Source organism: Candidatus Rokuibacteriota bacterium, assembly GCA_016209385.1.
GTDB lineage: Bacteria > Methylomirabilota > Methylomirabilia > Rokubacteriales > CSP1-6 > JACQWB01.
The window spans coordinates 1-2948 of record JACQWB010000003.1 but is presented as its reverse complement, the minus strand read 5'-3'; the positions used below and the strand labels follow the sequence as shown (position 1 = coordinate 2948).

At 68.5% G+C, this 2948-nt stretch carries 3 protein-coding genes; all 3 read right to left on the bottom strand.

Going from position 1 to position 2948, the window contains the following annotated elements:
• Positions 1-198 precede the first annotated feature (198 nt).
• Positions 199-1896 (bottom strand): proline--tRNA ligase, encoded by a 1698-nt coding sequence (locus tag HY726_00100; protein MBI4607392.1) that lies wholly within the window; start codon positions 1894-1896, stop codon positions 199-201.
• A 4-nt stretch (positions 1897-1900) separates the two neighbouring features.
• Positions 1901-2344: a hypothetical protein gene (locus tag HY726_00095; protein MBI4607391.1), complete on the bottom strand. Its 444-nt coding sequence runs from the start codon at positions 2342-2344 to the stop codon at positions 1901-1903.
• Positions 2345-2363: 19 nt separating this feature from the next.
• On the bottom strand, positions 2364-2948 hold a 585-nt coding region (locus HY726_00090; GenBank protein ID MBI4607390.1), incomplete at its 5' end, for a flavodoxin-dependent (E)-4-hydroxy-3-methylbut-2-enyl-diphosphate synthase.

Genomic DNA, 2948 nt, shown 5'->3' with positions numbered 1-2948 from the left:
CCTCGGCTCTTACTTACTCGGGTCTCGCCTCGCCGCTGGCGCAGGCGATGAAGCAGCCTGCGCCGAAGCGCCTCGGCACGAACAGCCACGCCTGCGGCTCGTCGGCAGCCCCTCGGCTCGAACCACCAATCCTGGGGGAGGCCTCGGAGGGGGCCCGGGTTCCCGCGCCGAAGGCGTGGGTGTCCCCCTCCTATTGTCCTAGCGGCCACTCAGCTCATGAGCCAGCTCCCTGACCGTGGCCACCACCTCGCGAGGCGAGACGCGACGGTCCTCGCGACGCCGGCGGGTGCGCACCTCCACCACACCGTCCTTCACCAGAGCTGTGCCGACGGTGACCCGAATCGGGATGCCGATCAGGTCCGCGTCCTTGAACTTGACCCCGGGGCGCTCGTCCCGATCATCCAGGAGAACTTCGACCCCCGCGTCCCGGAGCTCCGTATACAGGGTCTCGGCGGTCCCCGCCTGGCTCTGGTCCTTCGTGTTCACCGGGAGCAGGTGGACCTCGTACGGCGCGATGCTCCAGGGCCAGACGATGCCGTCCGCGTCGTGGGACTGCTCCATCGCCGCGGCGGCGATCCGGGCCGGGCCGATGCCGTAGCTCCCCATCACGATCGGCCGTTCCTGTCCCGCCTCATCGAGGAAGACCGCGCGGAGGGGCACCGAGTACTTCGTGCCCAGCTTGAAGATGTTCCCCACCTCGATCACGCGCTCGATGGTCAGCTCGCCGGCGCACTGGCCGCACTGCTCTCCGGACTGCACCACGTGCAGGTCGGCGAACCGAGCCGCGAAATCGGCCCCGGGCCGCACCCCGCTCAGGTGGAACCCGTCCCGGTTGGCCCCGGCCACATACGCTCCGTCTCTGAGACACTCGTCCGCGACGATGGGGACCTTCACGTCGACCGGGCCGATGAACCCGACCGGGGCCCCGAACCAGGTCTTGACCTCATCGGGATGGGCCGGGCGCACCTCGGCACCCAGGAACCGGGCGAGCTTCTTCTCGTGCAGCGACTGGTCGCCTCGCACGACCGCCAGGACCGGGCCCGCCTTCGTCACGTAGCAGAGCGACTTGAGCAGCAGCGCGGGATCGGTCCCGAGCAGCGCTGACACCCCCGCGATGGTGCGGGCGTTCGGCGTCGGAATCTCCTCGCGCTTCCGGTCCGGGAACCGGGGCTTCACCGGAACGCCCCGCGCCAGCTCCACGTTTGCCGCGTAGCCGCACCGCGGGCAGCGCGCGACCTCGTCCTCCCCCGCCGGGCTCGGCGCCATGAACTCGTGGGACCCCGATCCGCCCATCATCCCGGGGTCCGACTCGACCACGTAGTAGCGGAGACCGCACCGGTCGAAGATGCGGCAATAGGCGTCGCGGTGGGCGTCGTAGGCTTTGGCCAGGCCGGGCTCGTCGGCGTCGAGGGTGTAGGAATCTTTCATCAGGAACTCGCGCGTCCTCAGGACGCCCGAGCGCGGCCGGGCCTCGTCGCGCTCCTTGGTCTGGATCTGGTACCAGATCTGGGGCAGGTCCCGGTAGGAGCGGATTTCCTTGGCCGCCAGCCACGCGATGACCTCCTCGTGGGTCATGCCGAGGCACAGGTCGCGCTGGTTGCGGTCCTTGAGCCTGAACATCTCCTCCCTGATCTCGGTCCAGCGGCCCGACTGCAGCCAGATCTCCGCCGGGTGGAGCACCGGCATCGTGATCTCCTGACCGCCGATCCGGTTCATCTCTTCCCGGATGATGGCGTTGATCTTGTCGAGCACGCGCTGCCCGAGCGGCAGGTAGACGTAGATCCCCGCGGCGAGCTGGCGCACCAGCCCGGCCCGGACCATGAGCTTGTGGCTGACCGCCTCGGCCTCCGCGGGATCCTCGCGGAGGGTCGGGATCAACGACTGCGACCAGCGCATCCGCTCACTTCACCTTCGGTGGTTCGGTCTCGGGCGGCGCGAGGAGGTAATCGCCCGGGGGGTGGTCGGGGATCCGGTAGCGGATGTAGGGGTATCCCCATTCGACGTGGTAGCGATCGGCGGCCTCGATCGTCGCCGCGATCAACCCGTCGAACTCTTCCCAGGACCGACGCCGCATGGCTTCGTCCAGCCCGTCCAGGTGCTCCTTGCTGAACTTCTCGAGGGCCTCCTTGTACTTGGGCCGCGTCAGCGTCGCGTTGTTCAGGATCTTACGGATGCCCCGGAGCTGGTACATGCCGAGGGGCCAGTTGCCGGCCTTGCAGGCGAAGTACATCACGTGCACCCGGTGAGCGAGCGCCAGCATCCACTCGCTCAAGCCCGGCTGGAGCCCGGCGATCTCGTCCAGGCTCAGTTCGCCGTGCTTGGTCTTGCCTACCGGTCGGTCCATGCTCACCTCGCTGCCCTGGCTAATCCGCCGCCGGGATCGCCGCTTCGGCCTGCTTCTCGGCGATGAACCGCTCCACCTCTTCCCACAGGGCGTCCACGATCTGGGCCTCGGGAACCTTGCGCACCACCTCGCCTTTCCTGAAGATGAGGCCGATCCCCTTGCCTCCCGCCACGCCGATGTCGGCGGCGCGCGCCTCGCCCGGCCCGTTTACTTCACACCCCATCACCGCGACGTGGATGTTGGCGTTGAGGCCCTTGAGGCGGTCTTCCACGTCCCGCGCCAGCTTCACGAGGTCCACGTCGGCGCGGCCGCAGGACGGGCACGCCACGAACGTGAGCCCTTGCTTCCGGAGCCCGAGGGCCTTCAGGATCTCGATCCCGACGCGCACCTCCTCCACCGGGTCGGCGGCCAGCGACACCCGAATCGTGTCTCCGATCCCTTCGGACAGAAGGGTGCCGATCCCCAGCGCCGATTTGATGGTTCCCACCGTCGGGGTCCCCGCTTCCGTCACGCCGAGGTGGAAGGGGTAAACCACCTGGTCAGCCAGCATGCGGTAGGCCTCGATCATCATGGCCGGGTCGGAGGCCTTGAGCGAGATCTTCAT